Source organism: Pseudescherichia sp., assembly GCF_032052675.1.
Lineage (GTDB): Bacteria > Pseudomonadota > Gammaproteobacteria > Enterobacterales > Enterobacteriaceae > Pseudescherichia.
In genome coordinates, this window is the sequence record NZ_DAMBWA010000012.1 from 71,680 (window position 1) to 86,879 (window position 15,200).

The 15,200-nt window shown below is 56.8% G+C and carries 15 protein-coding genes; 9 read left to right on the forward strand and 6 right to left on the reverse strand.

Annotation, left to right across the window (positions count from 1 at the left end; genetic code table 11):
- Positions 1-179 precede the first annotated feature (179 nt).
- Complete coding sequence (gene ssb1, locus RTX96_RS15905) at positions 180-716, forward strand: single-stranded DNA-binding protein SSB1 (RefSeq protein WP_103818716.1); 537 nt, start codon at positions 180-182, stop codon at positions 714-716.
- A 138-nt stretch (positions 717-854) separates the two neighbouring features.
- A complete protein-coding gene (locus RTX96_RS15910; RefSeq protein WP_312671535.1) occupies positions 855-1,715 on the forward strand; it encodes a PhzF family phenazine biosynthesis protein in 861 nt (286 codons plus the stop codon).
- 59 nt (positions 1,716-1,774) lie between these two features.
- Here RTX96_RS15910 and RTX96_RS15915 read toward each other — a convergent pair whose 3' ends face one another.
- Entirely contained in the window at positions 1,775-2,056 is a 282-nt protein-coding gene (locus RTX96_RS15915; RefSeq protein ID WP_103818715.1) for a YjcB family protein, read from the reverse strand.
- Between the two features lie 617 nt (positions 2,057-2,673).
- Between RTX96_RS15915 and RTX96_RS15920 the strand changes: the two genes are divergently transcribed.
- Positions 2,674-4,239 carry an EAL domain-containing protein gene (locus tag RTX96_RS15920; RefSeq protein WP_312671536.1) on the forward strand — a complete coding sequence of 522 codons (1,566 nt, stop codon included), beginning with the start codon at positions 2,674-2,676 and terminating at the stop codon, positions 4,237-4,239.
- Between the two features lie 10 nt (positions 4,240-4,249).
- Here the strand turns inward: RTX96_RS15920 and soxS are convergent, their stop codons facing one another.
- Entirely contained in the window at positions 4,250-4,573 is a 324-nt protein-coding gene (gene soxS / locus RTX96_RS15925) for a superoxide response transcriptional regulator SoxS (protein WP_103818713.1), read from the reverse strand.
- Positions 4,574-4,659: 86 nt separating this feature from the next.
- Between soxS and soxR the strand changes: the two genes are divergently transcribed.
- From soxR to RTX96_RS15945, 4 genes are all read left to right on the forward strand, one after another.
- Complete coding sequence (gene soxR / locus RTX96_RS15930; protein ID WP_103818712.1) at positions 4,660-5,130, forward strand: redox-sensitive transcriptional activator SoxR; 471 nt, start codon at positions 4,660-4,662, stop codon at positions 5,128-5,130.
- Positions 5,131-5,421: 291 nt separating this feature from the next.
- Positions 5,422-6,090: a glutathione S-transferase gene (locus RTX96_RS15935; RefSeq protein ID WP_312671537.1), complete on the forward strand. Its 669-nt coding sequence runs from the start codon at positions 5,422-5,424 to the stop codon at positions 6,088-6,090.
- 340 nt (positions 6,091-6,430) lie between these two features.
- The gene (locus tag RTX96_RS15940; protein WP_103818710.1) at positions 6,431-7,780 is read left to right on the forward strand and encodes an NCS2 family permease; all 1,350 of its coding nucleotides are present in this window, start codon (positions 6,431-6,433) and stop codon (positions 7,778-7,780) included.
- Positions 7,781-7,942: 162 nt separating this feature from the next.
- Positions 7,943-9,589 carry a Na+/H+ antiporter gene (locus tag RTX96_RS15945; RefSeq protein ID WP_103818709.1) on the forward strand — a complete coding sequence of 549 codons (1,647 nt, stop codon included), beginning with the start codon at positions 7,943-7,945 and terminating at the stop codon, positions 9,587-9,589.
- Between the two features lie 65 nt (positions 9,590-9,654).
- Here RTX96_RS15945 and RTX96_RS15950 read toward each other — a convergent pair whose 3' ends face one another.
- Entirely contained in the window at positions 9,655-10,569 is a 915-nt protein-coding gene (locus tag RTX96_RS15950) for a LysR family transcriptional regulator (RefSeq protein WP_103818708.1), read from the reverse strand.
- Between the two features lie 135 nt (positions 10,570-10,704).
- Here RTX96_RS15950 and RTX96_RS15955 point away from each other — a divergent pair, with 135 nt between their 5' ends.
- Together RTX96_RS15955 and RTX96_RS15960 are read left to right on the forward strand one after the other, a co-directional pair.
- Complete coding sequence (locus RTX96_RS15955; RefSeq protein WP_103818707.1) at positions 10,705-11,112, forward strand: CidA/LrgA family protein; 408 nt, start codon at positions 10,705-10,707, stop codon at positions 11,110-11,112.
- On the forward strand, positions 11,109-11,798 hold the full coding sequence (locus RTX96_RS15960; protein WP_103818706.1) for an LrgB family protein: 690 nt from the start codon (positions 11,109-11,111) through the stop codon (positions 11,796-11,798). Before RTX96_RS15955 ends, RTX96_RS15960 begins: the two co-directional genes overlap by 4 nt.
- 15 nt (positions 11,799-11,813) lie before the next feature.
- Here the strand turns inward: RTX96_RS15960 and RTX96_RS15965 are convergent, their stop codons facing one another.
- The 3 genes from RTX96_RS15965 to RTX96_RS15975 all read right to left on the reverse strand — a co-directional run bounded on the left by RTX96_RS15965 (position 11,814) and on the right by RTX96_RS15975 (position 15,170).
- On the reverse strand, positions 11,814-13,103 hold the full coding sequence (locus RTX96_RS15965; RefSeq protein ID WP_312671538.1) for a Gfo/Idh/MocA family oxidoreductase: 1,290 nt from the start codon (positions 13,101-13,103) through the stop codon (positions 11,814-11,816).
- Positions 13,104-13,209: 106 nt separating this feature from the next.
- The gene (gene actP / locus RTX96_RS15970) at positions 13,210-14,859 is read right to left on the reverse strand and encodes a cation/acetate symporter ActP (RefSeq protein WP_103818704.1); all 1,650 of its coding nucleotides are present in this window, start codon (positions 14,857-14,859) and stop codon (positions 13,210-13,212) included.
- Positions 14,856-15,170, reverse strand: a complete 315-nt coding sequence (locus RTX96_RS15975; protein WP_103818703.1) for a DUF485 domain-containing protein — start codon at positions 15,168-15,170, stop codon at positions 14,856-14,858. The genes actP and RTX96_RS15975 overlap by 4 nt, the downstream gene beginning before the upstream one ends.
- Positions 15,171-15,200: the final 30 nt, after the last annotated feature.

A 15,200-nucleotide genomic window follows, 5' to 3' on the forward strand; every position in this document is an offset into this window, starting at 1 on the left:
CAAAAAAACCTGAATGGATATACAGTATAGGAATGCATCCCGGGCGCATTTGTGCGAAAATAACGCACGGCGGGCGGATTACTGGAATCCTCCCCGCAATGTATCAAAGCGTCGCTTGGTAAGTTACAATCGCGCGCTTACACTATTGAGACTAAGAAACGTATTCAGGAGAGACAATCATGGCCAGCAGAGGCGTAAACAAGGTGATTCTCGTCGGTAATCTGGGCCAGGACCCGGAAGTACGCTACATGCCGAATGGGGGCGCAGTAGCCAACATTACGCTGGCTACTTCCGAATCCTGGCGTGATAAAGCGACCGGCGAGATGAAAGAGCAGACCGAATGGCACCGGGTTGTGCTGTTTGGCAAACTGGCCGAGGTGGCCGGTGAGTATCTGCGTAAAGGTTCTCAGGTCTACATCGAAGGCTCCCTGCGTACCCGCAAATGGACCGATCAGTCCGGCGCGGAAAAATACACCACTGAGGTGGTGGTGAACGTGGGCGGCACCATGCAGATGCTCGGCGGCCGTCAGGGCGGCGGCGCACCGGCAGGCGGTCAGCAGGGCGGCGGCCAGCAGGGTGGTTGGGGTCAGCCTCAGCAGCCGCAGGGTGGTAACCAGAACCAGTTCAGCGGCGGCGCACAGCAGCGTCCGCAGCAGTCCGCTCCGGCACCGTCTAACGAGCCGCCGATGGACTTCGACGACGACATCCCGTTCTGAGTGCGCGCTGACCCAGCGTAAGCGATATAAAAAACCCCGACGCGTCGGGGTTTTTTGTTTTTATTGATAGGTTAAGGCGATATAAATAGCGATAAGAACAGACAACAATAAACGCAAACGCAACAGATGGGAGAGGGTATGGCAGAGCTGGTTCCTGAATTAACACGCATCGCAGCATTCTCTGATAGTGGGGCAGGCGGTAATCCTGCGGGTGTCTGGATAGGCGACACACTACCTGCCGCAGAAGAAATGCAGCGTATCGCTGCAGAGGTCGGTTTTTCTGAGACGGCATTTGCCGCTCCCATTCCTGATAGTGATATTTATCACTGGCGGGTACGTTACTTCTCGCCCGCAGCAGAGGTACCTTTTTGCGGCCATGCAACTATCGCCACAGGCGTTGCGTTAGCGAAGCGCTTTGGCGAGGGGGAGTATAAACTGCAGCTGAATCAGGCAGATATTGTGGTGTCAGGCTGGCAGGATAGCTCAGGAGCCTGGCAGGCGGCGCTGCAATCCCCGGCGACGAAAAGCCAGCCAGCCTCGGAAGAGATAGTTGAAAAAGCGCTGCGGCTTTTTGGCTATACCGCTGCAGATTTAGATCCCCGCATTCCCCCTGCGCTTATTCACGGCGGCGCGGATCATCTGGTGCTGCCGTTAAAAGAGCGTACTGCGCTTGCCGCTATGCACTATGAGCTTGCCCAGGGAAGAGCGCTGATGCAGACCTATGGCTGGGTAACCATTCTGCTGGTGTATACGGAGGGAGAGCAGCTATTTCATACGCGTAATCCCTTCGCCTATGGCGGCGTCTATGAGGATCCCGCGACCGGGGCCTCCTCTGCGGCGTTTGCTGGCTATTTGCGGGATATTAACTGGCCGCACGGTGGAGCGATCGAAATTATCCAGGGTGAGGATATGGGAATGCGCTCTCTTATTCGCGCAGAGATCAAGGATGAACCAGGGAGCGCGATTCGCGTATCAGGGCAGGCCAGACTGATGGCGTAAATAGGGTAAAAATCCCGCTGGTCACGGTCAGTGACCAGCTTGCTGAGGGATGAGGTAAATCAGGTCATCACCATAGGCCACTCCGGCGGCGTATGGCTGGCAACTTCAACCATTACGCTTTTGATGTTATGCCAGACAGAGGCAACGTCAACCAGAGTAATGCCGAGCAGTCCCGTGGCGAACCAGCAGGCCGCCACGAGGCCGAGACCGCTGCTGACGATCGCCAGTCCAATATAGTCGGATTTACGGAACCTGATGTTCAGCGAGCTGGCTAAAAACATCAGGATCGCGCTCACGAGTTGCCAGCGAAGCAGAACAACGCTAGTCGTAAAAGTGGCCATAGCTTGTAACCTCACACGTCTGCGGGCCGCTTTCGTTGGGGTGAGGCTCGCAGGGACTGACGGGATATAATGAAACGTTCTTTTTGTTTCATAAGATATGTGAACTATATCACATTTGCTCTTTTATTCGCCAGTTCCGAAACGGCATTTTTGAACGCTTTTTGACCTTAAAAAGAGCAGGGGAATAGAGGCGAGAATGCATAGCTATGCGACCAACTTCTCGCTATGCGCTGCGTTTAATGGCCCGCTTTTTATCTAATGGGGAAACGGTATACGGAGCGAACATTATTCGTTCAATACTCACTCCCACAGACGAAAAAATAAACGCAGGGGATATCCTTTTTTTATCACTCTGGCAGTTTGGCTTAATCAGCGATCCTCTGTTGCGTTAACGGAAAACCCTCAACCGTAGCTGGATAATTATTTTCCTTAATATAAACAGGGCGAACACTTTTAGTTTGGCTTACGGACAAATATTATCGTCATAACCAAATATTAGGTTTTTAATGATAAAAGTCGGTTGCTAATGTCGAATGATTCATGCAACGTAATCACCTGTTTATCAAAGCTTCCTGCTGTCAATGCAGGCACACATAAAGCAGGGATATAGGGCAGAAATGAATCATAGCGCACGCCGCAAGGCGCTAAGGATTGTCGGGATCATCATGGTAGTTTTGCTGCCTGTGATGCTGGCGCTATGGTTTGCTCACATCCGCGCCGTTAAAGAGACCGGCATACAGCTGCGTTCATTTGCCCAGCTGGCGCTGGATAAGACCGAGCGGGTTATCCAGCATGTTGATATGGCCCGTAGTGAAGCAGAGAAATTTAACGGCAGGATCTGTTCGCCGGCGCATCGCTATAATATGCTCAATATTATCCGCGGGCAGCTCTACGTTGCTGATATAATATACGCCAACGGCAATCGCTTTTTATGCTCCACCTCAATGGCACCCGCCGAACCCTATATTATTCACGCAGCGGAATATAGCCATGCTCCGGATATCTCCAACTATTATTACCGTGACACGCCGTTTTACGCTGGCTATAAGATGGTCTATATGCAGCGCGGCCATTATGCAATGGTCGTTAACCCGCTGGCCTACAGCGAAGTCATGTCAGACGATCGCTCGCTGGCCTACGGCATATATGACACGATCACCAAGGGGTTCTTCTCGGTAAGCCCGACGGCGGATGTCCGGGTACTGGCAGGTCTGGTGCAGAACAACGACTTTACCTTTCAGCAGGATGGTCGCTTCTATACCATTGCCCACTCGGAAAAGCGTCCTATAGCAATTATTGTCTCAACCTCCAGCGATCGCTATTTTCAGTTTCTCTATCACCAGGCAACGCTCACTCTGCCGCTGGGGATGATTTGCAGCATTATTATTCTGCTCATGTGGTCCCGAACCCAGCAGGAATTTAATTCACCGCGGCGTCTTTTGCATCGCGCCTTGTTAAAACGCCAGCTGCGGCTCAACTATCAACCTATTATTGATATTAAAACCGGACAGTGCGTAGGGGCTGAGGCGCTGTTACGCTGGCCAGGTTTTGAAGGGCCGGTGATGAGCCCGGCGGAATTTATACCGCTGGCGGAAAAAGAGGGGCTGATTGAACGGGTGACCGATTATGCCGTTGAGGAGGTCTTCGCCGATTTAGGCCGTTTCTTATCAGAAAACCCACAACTCTATATTTCAATTAACTTATCCGCTTCGGACTTCCACTCCTCTCGCCTGATAGCGTTAATTTCCGATAAAGCCCAGCAGCATGCCGTCAAGGCACAGCAGATTAAGATTGAGGTTACCGAGCGCGGATTTATTGATGTACCGAAAACAACGCCGGTTATCCAGGCCTTCCGCCAGGCCGGATATGAAGTAGCGATTGATGATTTTGGCACCGGTTATTCTAACCTGCACAATTTATATTCGCTGAACGTCGATATTCTTAAAATCGACAAATCCTTTATCGACACGCTGACTACCAACAGCACCAGTCACCTGATTGCTGAACACATCATTGAGATGGCACAAAGCTTACGTCTCAAGATTATTGCCGAAGGCGTGGAAACCTCAGAGCAGGTGACCTGGCTGCTAAAACGTGGCGTGCAGTATTGCCAGGGCTGGTACTTCGCGAAAGCGCTGTCACCGCAGGATTTCATGGAGTGGCTCCGGCAACCTCTGCGCTGATCCGCTCATGCTACATCTGATGCCGGTAATCGCTCGGCGTCCGGTCAAACTCCCGGCGAAACACGCGGGAAAAGGTCTGCTGCGACACATACCCTAGCTCCATCGCAATATCAAAGATCGGCCGCTGCGTAGTACGTAGCGCTTCTGCCGCCATCAGCAGGCGCCGCTGGCGGATATAGTCTCCGAGCGTCTGGTGAGTCACCGCACGAAACATCCGCTGTAAATACCACTTGGAATAGCCAGATTTCTGCGCCACTACATCAATGTTCAGGGGTTGGTCGATATGTTCATCAATCCATTCAATAAGCGTTTGAATAATTTGCTGATGGGACATACTGCTGCCTCTTTTTCAGTGCTGAAGTCGTCGTTTGGTCTGAAGCGGAGTATAATTCCTCAAGTTAACTTGAGGTAAAGAGCTTTATGGAAAAGAAATTGCCGCGTATTAAAGCGATGCTGACGCCAGGCGAAGTGGCAAGGCGTAGCGGGGTCGCCGTTTCGGCCCTGCACTTTTATGAGAGTAAAGGCCTGATTAAGAGCGTACGTAACGAGGGTAACCAGCGGCGTTATACCCGTGACGTGCTGCGCTACGTTGCCATCATTAAGATTGCCCAGCGCATCGGTATCCCGCTGGCGACCATCGGCGAAGCCTTGAGCGTGCTGCCGGCGGGCCATACGCTGAATGCGAAAACGTGGGAGCAGCTCTCCTCTCAGTGGCGAGAAGAGCTGGACAGACGTATCCATACCCTGGAGGCGCTACGGGACGATCTTAACGGCTGTATCGGCTGCGGCTGCCTGTCGCGTAGCGACTGCCCACTGCGTAACCCGGGCGACAGGCTGGGAGAGCAGGGGACAGGTGCCCGCCTGCTAGAGGATGAGGTTAACGACAAATAAAACTAAAGCGCCACAAGGGCGCTTTAGTTATTTCCGGTCTTTGTCTTTCACTCTATCCCGCTCATTTTACAGGAGGGTTTCCCCCGACATCGACACCCCTCGCTCGAACGCGTTGTTGAGGTTCCGGTTTGTGTCGACACTTTTAGTCTATGCCACCCGGCCCGGATTACCAGCGGGATCGCCGCCAGTTTTGCCGAAATTTTTCGCGGATCATCTGCAATTTTCTATAGTTAGGAGAGGAGAGGGCAAGCCTGACAAGGCCTTATCTCACATCCATAACAGGAGACATCCGTGATCACTGTACATCATCTTAACCAGTCGCGTTCGCAGCGTGTGCTTTGGGCGCTTGAAGAGCTGGGTCTGCCCTACCAGATTGTGCGCTACCAGCGCGAAAAAACCATGATGGCGCCGGAGGCGCTGAAGAGAGTGCATCCGCTGGGAAAATCGCCGGTGCTGGATGATAACGGCACGATCATAGCTGAATCGGGCGCAATCCTTGAACACCTTCAGGAGACCTATGACACCCGTGGCCAGCTTAAGCCGACGGATACGCAGCAAAAGCTCCAGTACCGTTTCTGGCTGCACTATGCCGAAGGATCGTTGATGCCGCTTCTGCTCATGAAGCTGGTGTTTGGCAGCCTTGGTAAACCGCCGGTACCTTTTGGCCTGCGCACGCTTGGCAAGGCGCTGGGTGAGGGAGTACAGAAGGCCTGGCTTAATAAGCAGCTCGAAACCCATGCCCGCTACATTGAGTCACAGCTCGGCAGCCAGCCGTGGTTCACCGGCGAGCACCCCAGCATGGCGGATATTCAGATGAGCTTCCCGGTATTTGCCCTGCTGGCACGCGGCGGTGTCGATCATCTACCCAACCTGCAGGCGTGGAAGATGCGGGTTGAAGATCGCCCGTCCTGGCAGCGCGCCATTGCCCAGGGCGGCCCTTTCGAACTGCCCGGCGCGTAATTATTCTAAAAAATGATGGCTGCTAGCCCTCGGGCAGGAGTCTGGCGAAAAATGTTGCAAGGTTGCGCATAGACGATAACGTTTGCGCATCCTCTGCCTGGTTTTTCGCCGTCATAAGCGAAATTTAGTAAAAACCCGTAAAGTTAAGTTGAAATACCCCCTGTGAAGACTAGATAATCGTTTGCCTTTTTTACAGCCGTTCTGTTTGCGCGGAGTTAAACGTTTGCTTTTTGTGGCTCTGCTTAGCCACAACCTGTTTCGGAATGATGACGTTTAACGGGCAGTGGATTGTCCACCACGCTAAACAACGAAAAATAAAACTCTTCAGGGGATGTTTTCTATGTCTACGCCTTCAGCGCGTACCGGCGGTTCGCTTGACGCTTTGTTTAAAATTTCTGCTCGTGGCAGTACCGTCCGTCAGGAAGTGGTCGCCGGGTTAACCACCTTCCTCGCGATGGTCTACTCCGTCATCGTTGTTCCAGGCATGTTAGGAAAAGCGGGCTTCCCACCCGCCGCGGTGTTTGTTGCTACCTGTCTGGTTGCCGGCGTCGGCTCTATCGTCATGGGGCTGTGGGCGAACCTGCCGCTGGCGATTGGCTGCGCCATTTCACTGACCGCCTTTACCGCGTTCAGCCTGGTGCTGGGTCAGCAGATCAGCGTCCCGGTTGCCCTGGGTGCCGTGTTCCTGATGGGCGTGCTGTTTACCGTGATCTCCGCCACCGGCATTCGTAGCTGGATCCTGCGCAACCTGCCGCAGGGCGTGGCGCACGGCACCGGGATCGGTATTGGCCTGTTCCTGCTGCTGATCGCCGCCAACGGCGTCGGTCTGGTGGTGAAAAACCCGATTGAAGGGCTGCCGGTGGCGCTGGGCAACTTCGACAGCTTCCCGGTGATGATGTCTCTGATTGGCCTGGCGGTAATTATCGGCCTCGAGAAGCTGAAGGTACCGGGCGGCATCCTGCTGACCATCATTGGGGTGTCGATTGTGGGCCTGATTTTCGATCCGGCCGTACACTTCTCTGGGATTTTTGCCATGCCGTCGCTGAGCGACGATAAAGGTAACTCCCTGATCGGCAGCCTGGATATCGTTGGCGCGCTGAACCCGCTGGTGCTGCCAAGCGTGCTGGCGCTGGTGATGACGGCGGTGTTTGATGCCACCGGGACTATCCGCGCGGTAGCCGGGCAGGCAAACCTGCTGGATAAAGATGGCCAGATTATCGACGGCGGCAAAGCGCTGACCACTGACTCCCTGAGCAGCGTCTTCTCTGGCCTGGTGGGCGCAGCCCCGGCAGCGGTCTATATCGAATCGGCGGCCGGTACGGCGGCGGGGGGTAAAACTGGCCTGACGGCGATCACCGTTGGCGTGCTGTTCCTGCTGATCCTGTTCCTGTCTCCGCTCTCCTACCTGGTCCCGGCCTACGCGACCGCTCCGGCGCTGATGTACGTTGGCCTGCTGATGCTCAGCAACGTGGCAAAAATCGACTTTGCCGATTTCGTTGATGCGATGGCCGGTCTGATCACCGCCGTCTTTATCGTGCTGACCTGTAACATCGTTACCGGCATCATGATTGGCTTCGCCTCGCTGGTGATTGGCCGTATCGTCTCTGGCGAATGGCGTCGCCTGAATATCGGTACCGTGGCGATCGCCATCGCGCTGGTGGCTTTCTACGCGGGCGGCTGGGCAATCTAAGCCTTTCAGCTCCTTAAAATGGGCGGCATTGGCCGCCCATTTTGTTTTTTAAGGCACATCTTGTTTCCTTTGCGTTAACCTGCATGTTCTATTATGAGAGGCATGATGCCTCGTCATCGTTCGTCACCTCTCGATATAAAAAACATCGCAAACAGGGAACGCATGGAAATATTCTTTACCATCCTCATCATGACCCTTGTGGTCTCTCTCTCCGGCGTCATCACACGGGTTCTACCGTTCCAGATCCCGCTACCGCTGATGCAGATTGCCATCGGCGCGATGCTGGCGCTGCCAACGTTTGGCCTGCACGTTGAGTTCGATCCAGAGCTGTTTCTGGTGCTCTTTATCCCGCCGCTGCTGTTCGCCGACGGCTGGAAAACGCCGACGCGGGAGTTCCTTGAACACGGACGGGAGATCCTCGGTCTCGCGCTGGCGCTGGTGCTGGTCACCGTCGTTGGCATCGGCTTTCTCATCTACTGGATCGTGCCGGGCATTCCGCTGGTCCCGGCGTTAGCGCTGGCGGCCGTGCTCTCGCCAACCGACGCCGTGGCGCTCTCCGGCATCGTTGGGGAGGGGCGCATCCCGAAAAAAATCATGGGCATTTTGCAGGGCGAGGCGTTAATGAACGACGCCTCCGGCCTGGTATCGCTGAAGTTTGCCGTTGCGGTAGCGATGGGCACGATGGTGTTTACCGTCGGCGGGGCCTCGGTAGAGTTCCTCAAGGTGGCCGTGGGCGGCATTTTAGCGGGCTTTATCGTCAGCTGGCTGTACGGCCGCTCGCTGCGCTTTCTCAGCCGCTGGGGCGGCGATGAGCCCGCGACGCAGATCGTGCTGCTGTTCCTGCTGCCGTTTGCCTCCTACCTGATTGCGGAACATATTGGCTTCTCGGGCATTCTGGCCGCCGTGGCGGCAGGGATGACCATTACCCGCTCCGGGGTGATGCGCCGCGCGCCGCTGGCAATGCGTCTGCGGGCCAACAGTACCTGGTCAATGCTGGAGTTTGTCTTTAACGGCATGGTGTTCCTGCTGCTGGGCCTGCAGCTGCCGGGGATCCTTGAGTCCTCGCTGGTGGCCGCCGAGGCCGACCCGAACGTTGAAACCTGGATGCTGTTTACCGACATCGTGCTGATCTATGCCGCGCTGATGCTGGTGCGTTTCGGCTGGCTATGGACGATGAAAAAGTTCAGCCAGCGCTTCTTAACGAAGAAGCCAATGGAGTTCGGCTCGTGGAGCACCCGTGAGCTGCTGATCGCCTCCTTCGCCGGGGTACGTGGGGCGATTACCCTCGCGGGCGTGCTCTCTATCCCGCTGCTGCTGCCGGACGGTAACGTCTTCCCGGCCCGCTACGAGCTGGTGTTTCTTGCTGCCGGGGTGATCCTCTTCTCGCTGTTTGTGGGGGTAGTTATGCTGCCGATCCTGCTTCAGCATATGGAGGTCGGCGACCATATTCAGCAGGCGAAAGAGGAGCGGCTGGCACGTTCGGTCACTGCCGATGTGGCGATTGTGGCGATCCAGAAGATGCAGGAGCGGCTTGCGGCAAACAGCGAGGAGAATATCGATAACCAGCTGCTGACCGAAGTAAGCTCTCGGGTGATCGGTAACCTGCGTAGGCGGGCCGATGGACGCAATGATACTGAGGGATCGATGCAGGAGGAGAACCTTGAGCGCCGTTTCCGTCTGGCGGCGCTGCGCTCCGAACGCGCCGAGCTCTATCACCTGCGCGCAACGCGGCAGATCAGCAATGAGACGATGCAGAAGCTGCTGCACGATCTCGACCTGCTGGAAGCACTGCTCATCGAGAATAAGTAGCTGTCTTGCCCGGTGGCGCTACGCTTACCGGGCCTATGGGGGCATGATGTCGTCTGTAGGCCGGGTCAGGCGAAGCCGCCACCCGGCGTTTCCAGGTTCGGCGGTAGCCAGAACCCCTCGCAGCACGCCAGCCACGCCTGGGCGCTGTGCGACAGATAGACCCCCTCCCGCCAGATCATCCCCAGCTGCCACTGCAGATCACTCTGCAAGGGGATCCAGCGCAGCGTCTGCTTGTCCAGCCGCTGACAGATTGGCTCCGGCAAAATCGCAATGCCGACCCCCGCCTGCACCATCGCGGCCAGAAAATCCCACTGGCCGCTGCGCACGGCGATGCGCGGCTTCACGTCGTGCCGGTTGAAGAGCTGCATCAGCTGCTGGCTGAGGGCAAAGTCCTCGTTGTAGATCAGCAGCGGATGGTCGGCCAGCATCTCGGGGGAGACCGCCTTGCACTTCAGCCAGTCGCCGGATCGGGGCACCAACACGCAGAGCGGATGGCTAAACAGCGGCAGGGTGGTCAAGGCGCTCTCCTCCTCTACCGGTAGCGCCGTCATCGCCAGATCCAGCTCGCCGTTCATGACCGCCTGCTGAACCGTCAGGCCGCCAAACTCAGCGATTTTTAACTCCACGCCGGGATAGCGCTGGCGAAACAGGCCGATCGGCCCGGCCATCAGCATACCTACCATCGGCGGTATGCCCAGCCGCAATACACCTTTGTTGAGATGCTGGATATCATCCAGCTCGGCCTCCAGCTGGCGGAACTCGCCAAGGATAGCCTGGCCACGTTCAAAGACCACCCGGCCGGTATCGGTGAGCAGCAGCCTGCGTCCGTCGCGGATCAGCAGGGTGGTATTTAGCTCATCCTCCAGGTTTTTCAGCATCTTGCTAATAGTGGGCTGGGTGACGAACAGCCGCTCCGCTGCACGGGTGAAACTCTGCTGGCGCACGACCTCCACAAAATAGCGCAGCGTTCTGATATCCATGACTATTCCTTTAAACAGTTATTCCGGAAGATAAGTATTCCGGAAGACTATGCCTGCGATGAGTTTAATTCATTTCAACCCCGCGTAGTGGCTCTCTATACTGTGTCTCCCATCACATTTCATGGACATACCCTAATGGACGTGGCGTTAAGCCGTGTTACGCCTGCTCTTGTGCGGCGGCTGCAAATTCCGCTGCAGGTGCTGCTCTATGCCGGACTCTTTGTCGTGGCCCAGCACCTTGTACAGTGGCTCAGCCTGCCGCTGCCTGCTAACCTGGTAGGCATGATGATTCTGCTTGCGCTGGTGACGTGCCGGATCGTTCCCCTGAAGTGGGTGCGGGCAGGAGCAAGCTGGCTGCTGGCAGAGATGCTGCTCTTTTTTGTGCCTGCGGTGGTGGCGGTGGTGAACTACGCCCAGCTGCTGCTGATCGACGGCTGGCGCATTTTCGCCGTCATCGCCCTCAGTACGCTAATGGTCCTTGGCGCAACGGCCTGGGTGGTGGATAAGGTCTACCGCTACGAGCTTCGCAGGCAGCGGCCATGACTGATTTTCACCTGGGCCTGGTCTGTCTGGCCGTCACGCTACTCATCTACTTCGCCAATAAAAGGCTCTATCGCCGCTTTCGCACGCTGCCGCTGATGCCGCTGGTCTGCACGCCGATTGTGCTGGTGCTGATGCTGGTGTTTGGTCATATCTCCTACCAGAACTACATGGGCGAGACGCACTGGCTGCTGTGGCTGCTCGGTCCGGCGACCATCGCCTTTGCCGTGCCGGTCTATGACAACCTGGCGCTGATCAAGCGTCACTGGATGTCGCTCACCGCCGGGACCCTCACCGCGACGGTGGTGGCGGTAACCAGCTCGGTATGGCTGGCGCGTCTGTTTACCCTGCCGGATGAGATCCAGCGCAGCCTGGCGGTGCGTTCAGTGACCACGCCCTTTGCGCTGGCCGCCGCCGGGCCGCTGGGAGGCCAGCCGGATCTGGTGGCGCTGTTTGTGGTGGTCACGGGCGTCTTCGGTATGGCGGTAGGGGATATGCTGTTTCTGCGCCTCGCCATTCGGGAAGGCATGGCGAAAGGGGCTGGCTTTGGCGCAGCCTCGCACGGGGCAGGGACGGCGCGCTCCTATGAGCTGGGCCAGCAGGAGGGCGTTGTGGCCAGCCTGGTAATGATGCTCTCCGGCGTGGTGATGGTGTTGATTGCGCCGCTGGTCGCGCGGATCATGTTCTGACCAGCGGCGTGAGGTCTACTTCAGCCGGGAAACCAGCTCAAACTCGCGGAAGTTGACCGGGCGCTGCTGCTGCATCGAAATATTCCCGGCGATGCCGGTGAGGATCGACATCGCCCCCGCCCGGTGGTCAGCGGCGCGCTTGAGCGGATCGTCTCCTGGCTCGCCGAACAGATCCGCCAGCATGGCGTTATCTCCGCCGCCGTGGCCGCCTTCGCCAACGCTGAACTCCGCCTTCCAGGGTGCGGCAAACATCGGGAAGACCGTGATATCGCACCCCTCCAGGCTTCCTTCATTCTCGCGTGCGCCGCCGGCGTTAACGTAAGACTTCTCCACCAGCTTCATCTCTAGCCGCCCCGCGCTGCCGTTAAACACCACGTTCAAGCCCTCCCAGGGCAGATAGGCATTCAGGGAGTAGGTCAGTTGCACCCGGTTCTGGTACTTCACCAGCACCGACAGAGTGTCTTCGATGGTAATGCCGTCGCTGAATACGCTCTGGTCGCGGAAGTAGTTATCCTCATGCTCGGCGTCGAGGTAGAGCGCTTTCAGCTGGGGGTTGTCGGCCATCTGTAATGCAAAGGGATCCGCTTTCGCCTGCGCATAGCCGTGGGCGCGGGGATAGAACTGCGTGACGCCCCGCCGCTCGGCATTCTCTTTCCCGTAGAAGCGCAGCCCGCCCTCGGCGTAGACCCGCTCGGGATAGCTCCCCAGCCAGAAGTTCATCAGGTCAAAGTGGTGAGTGGATTTATGTACCAGCAGGCCGCCGCTGTTGCGCTTCTCCCGGTGCCAGCGGCGGAAGTAGTCCGCGCCGTGCTCGGTGTTAAGCAGCCACTCAAAGTGAACCGAGTAGACCTCGCCAATGGTGCCGTTCATCAGCAGCTCGCGTACCTTGCTGTGGTGCGGGGCGTAGCGGTAGTTAAAGGCTACGCGCACGCAGCGGCCCGTCTCTTCGATAGCGTCGAGGATACGCAGGGCGCGCTGCTCATCAATGGTCATCGGCTTTTCGGTAATGACGTCGCATCCGGCGCGCAGCGCCCGCACGATATACTCATCGTGAGTGCGGTCCATTGTGGTAACAATAATGGTATCCGGGTGCGTTTCACGGATCATCGCGTCAAACTGCTCGGCTTTCCACGTTGGTACCGGCTCGCTATCGCTGCTCTGAAGCAGCTGATTAGCGTAGTCCATACGCGTCTGGTTGGTATCGCAAAAGGCCACCAGCTGCGCCGTTTCACGCCACTGTCCGCCAATCGCAGAGATGTACAGCCCGGCCCGTCCTCCGGTTCCGACAAGGGCAAATCGCTTCATCGCATCCTCTCATATTAAAACAACGTTTCAAATAGATTGGGATACTGTATCGCGATTGCAGGGAGAGAACTGTGATCCCCGGCCAGAATGGCCGGGGAGAGAAGGATTAATGCGCGCGGCCTTGATCGATGCCCAGTCCGGTTTGCGAGCGGATAAACTGGGCGCGGAATTTCTCACGCTCCAGGTTGCCCTCCGGTGAGTTATCGGTAGCGGAGAAGACCCAGATCCCGATGAACGCCACGGCAATAGAGAAGAGTGCCGGGTACTCATACGGGAAGATCGCTTTCTCATGCCCAAGGATCTGTACCCAGATAGTGGGGCCGAGGATCATCAGTACTACCGCAGTCAGCAGACCCAGCCAGCCGCCAATCATCGCGCCACGGGTAGTCAGCTTCGACCAGTACATAGAGAGCAGGATGATAGGGAAGTTGCAGCTGGCGGCAATAGAGAAGGCCAGGCCCACCATAAAGGCGATGTTCTGGTTCTCAAACAGAATACCGAGCAGGATCGCCACTACGCCAAGCACCAGCACGGTAATTTTTGACACTCTCAGCTCGTCGCGCTCGGAGGCACCTTTGCGGAAGACGTTAGCATAGAGATCGTGCGACACCGCCGATGCGCCCGCCAGCGTCAGCCCGGCCACCACGGCCAGAATAGTGGCGAAAGCCACGGCGGAGATGAAGCCCAGGAAGAGGTTCCCGCCTACCGCGTTAGCCAGATGCACCGCCGCCATGTTGTTGCCGCCAATCAGCGCCCCCGCAGCGTCTTTAAACGCCGGGTTAGCCCCGACCAGCATGATCGCGCCAAAGCCGATAATAAAGGTCAGGATATAGAAGTAGCCCATAAAACCGGTAGCGTAGAAGACGCTCTTACGCGCCTCGCGGGCGTCGCTAACGGTAAAGAAGCGCATCAGGATATGCGGCAGCCCGGCGGTACCGAACATCAGGCCCAGGCCGAGGGAGAGGGCAGAGATCGGATCCTTCACCAGCCCGCCGGGACTCATGATGGCTTCCCCTTTCGGATGTACCGCCATCGCTTCGCTGAACAGGTTATTGAAGCTGAAGCCGACATGCTTCATGACCATAAAGGCCATAAAGCTGGCACCAAACAGCAGCAGCACCGCCTTGATAATCTGTACCCATGTCGTGGCCAGCATGCCGCCGAACAGCACGTACATCACCATCAGCACGCCTACCAGCACCACCGCAATGTGGTAGTTGAGGCCGAACAGCAGCTGGATCAGCTTGCCTGCGCCGACCATCTGGGCAATCAGATAGAGCGCGACCACCACCAGCGAGCCGCAGGCAGAAAGGATGCGAATCGGCCCCTGCTTCAGGCGGTAGGAGGCGACGTCGGCAAAGGTAAAGCGTCCGAGGTTACGCAGGCGTTCGGCGATCAAGAACAGAATAATCGGCCAGCCGACGAGGAAGCCGAGAGAGTAGATCAGACCGTCGTAGCCAGAGGTATAGACCAGCGCGGAGATACCAAGGAACGAGGCGGCGGACATGAAGTCACCTGCGATCGCCAGCCCGTTCTGGAAGCCAGTAATATTGCCGCCTGCGGTGTAGTAATCATTACGCGAGCGTACGCGCTTTGAGGCCCAGTAGGTGATGTAGAGCGTCAGGACCACGAAGATGAGGAACATGATAATCGCCTGCCAGTTGGTTGGCTGGCGCTGTACCGCACCGGAGATAGCATCGGCTGCATTCGCAGCAAAAGGAAGCGTGGCGGCAAGCGCCGTCAGAAGACGTTTCATGATGCTTTTACCTCGCGCAGAACGGCCTTGTTGAGTCGGTCGAACTCCCCGTTAGCGCGCCATACATAGACGCCGGTCAGCAGGAACGAAATGATAATGACACCAATGCCGATGGGAATGCCGCGCGTCACGCTGGTTCCCGCGTGGAGCGGGGTACCGAGCCAGCCAGGAGCGAAGGCGATCAACAGAATAAAACCGACGTAAATAATCAGCATGATGATGGAGAGGATAAAGGCAAACCGTTGCCGCTTTTCGACGAGCTCCCTGTAGTGCGCACTACTCTCTATCTGCTGACAAATATCGTTATTCATCACAGAGTCTCCAGACGTATTTTGTAGGGG

Excerpts from the sequence above, each read along its gene's own strand:
- ssb1 (WP_103818716.1), top strand. The coding sequence starts at position 180 with ATGGCCAGCAGAGGCGTAAACAAGGTGATTCTCGTCGGTAATCTGGGC.
- RTX96_RS15910 (WP_312671535.1), top strand. The coding sequence starts at position 855 with ATGGCAGAGCTGGTTCCTGAATTAACACGCATCGCAGCATTCTCTGAT.
- RTX96_RS15915 (WP_103818715.1), bottom strand. The coding sequence starts at position 2,056 with ATGGCCACTTTTACGACTAGCGTTGTTCTGCTTCGCTGGCAACTCGTG.
- RTX96_RS15920 (WP_312671536.1), top strand. The coding sequence starts at position 2,674 with ATGAATCATAGCGCACGCCGCAAGGCGCTAAGGATTGTCGGGATCATC.
- soxS (WP_103818713.1), bottom strand. The coding sequence starts at position 4,573 with ATGTCCCATCAGCAAATTATTCAAACGCTTATTGAATGGATTGATGAA.
- soxR (WP_103818712.1), top strand. The coding sequence starts at position 4,660 with ATGGAAAAGAAATTGCCGCGTATTAAAGCGATGCTGACGCCAGGCGAA.
- RTX96_RS15940 (WP_103818710.1), top strand. The coding sequence starts at position 6,431 with ATGTCTACGCCTTCAGCGCGTACCGGCGGTTCGCTTGACGCTTTGTTT.
- RTX96_RS15945 (WP_103818709.1), top strand. The coding sequence starts at position 7,943 with ATGGAAATATTCTTTACCATCCTCATCATGACCCTTGTGGTCTCTCTC.
- RTX96_RS15950 (WP_103818708.1), bottom strand. The coding sequence starts at position 10,569 with ATGGATATCAGAACGCTGCGCTATTTTGTGGAGGTCGTGCGCCAGCAG.
- RTX96_RS15955 (WP_103818707.1), top strand. The coding sequence starts at position 10,705 with ATGGACGTGGCGTTAAGCCGTGTTACGCCTGCTCTTGTGCGGCGGCTG.
- RTX96_RS15960 (WP_103818706.1), top strand. The coding sequence starts at position 11,109 with ATGACTGATTTTCACCTGGGCCTGGTCTGTCTGGCCGTCACGCTACTC.
- RTX96_RS15965 (WP_312671538.1), bottom strand. The coding sequence starts at position 13,103 with ATGAAGCGATTTGCCCTTGTCGGAACCGGAGGACGGGCCGGGCTGTAC.
- actP (WP_103818704.1), bottom strand. The coding sequence starts at position 14,859 with ATGAAACGTCTTCTGACGGCGCTTGCCGCCACGCTTCCTTTTGCTGCG.
- RTX96_RS15975 (WP_103818703.1), bottom strand. The coding sequence starts at position 15,170 with ATGAATAACGATATTTGTCAGCAGATAGAGAGTAGTGCGCACTACAGG.